The organism is Paraburkholderia sp. XV (genome assembly GCF_020177535.1).
Taxonomy (GTDB): Bacteria; Pseudomonadota; Gammaproteobacteria; order Burkholderiales; family Burkholderiaceae; genus Paraburkholderia; species Paraburkholderia caribensis.
In genome coordinates this window covers 1-528 of the sequence record NZ_JAGUUD010000277.1, presented here as the reverse complement: position 1 = coordinate 528, position 528 = coordinate 1, and the positions used below count along the sequence as shown (strand labels likewise).

At 60.0% G+C, this 528-nt stretch carries 1 protein-coding gene; it reads left to right on the top strand.

Annotated elements, in window-relative coordinates; genetic code table 11:
• The coding region (locus tag KFO72_RS41915) for an IS6 family transposase (protein WP_225034567.1) at nucleotides 1-528 on the top strand (528 nt) is incomplete at both ends.

The window sequence follows — 528 nt, the reverse complement described above, 5'->3', positions numbered from 1 at the left end:
TCCGCCGCTGGTGCGATAAATTCGGCGCGGGCTTCGCACATCGCGTCAAGGCGGCTCGCCGCAAAACCGGCAGCACATGGCATCTTGACGAGGTCTTCGTTACGTTGCGCGGGGAGCCTTATCTGCTCTGGCGGGCAGTCGACCAGCACGGTGCCGAACTCGACATCCTGCTGCAGAAACGTCGCGATAAGGCGGCGGCGAAGCGCTTCTTCAAACGCGTGCTGGCCGCCTGTCCCGACGCGCCGCGAAGGATTGTCACCGATCAGTTGCGCAGTTATCCGGCCGCGAAGGCCGAAATTCCCGAACTGGCAAAGATCAAACACGTCTTCGTCAAAGCCAGTGCTCGGGTGAACAACCGTGCCGAAAATAGCCATCAACCCACGCGTGAGCGCGAACGACGGATGCGTGGTTTCCGCGATCCTGATCGCACACAAGCGTTCTTATCGAGCTTCGGACCGATTCGCCAGCACTTCGCGCTCAAGCGACATTTACTGCGTGCATCACTCTATCGCAAACAGCTCGCCACAC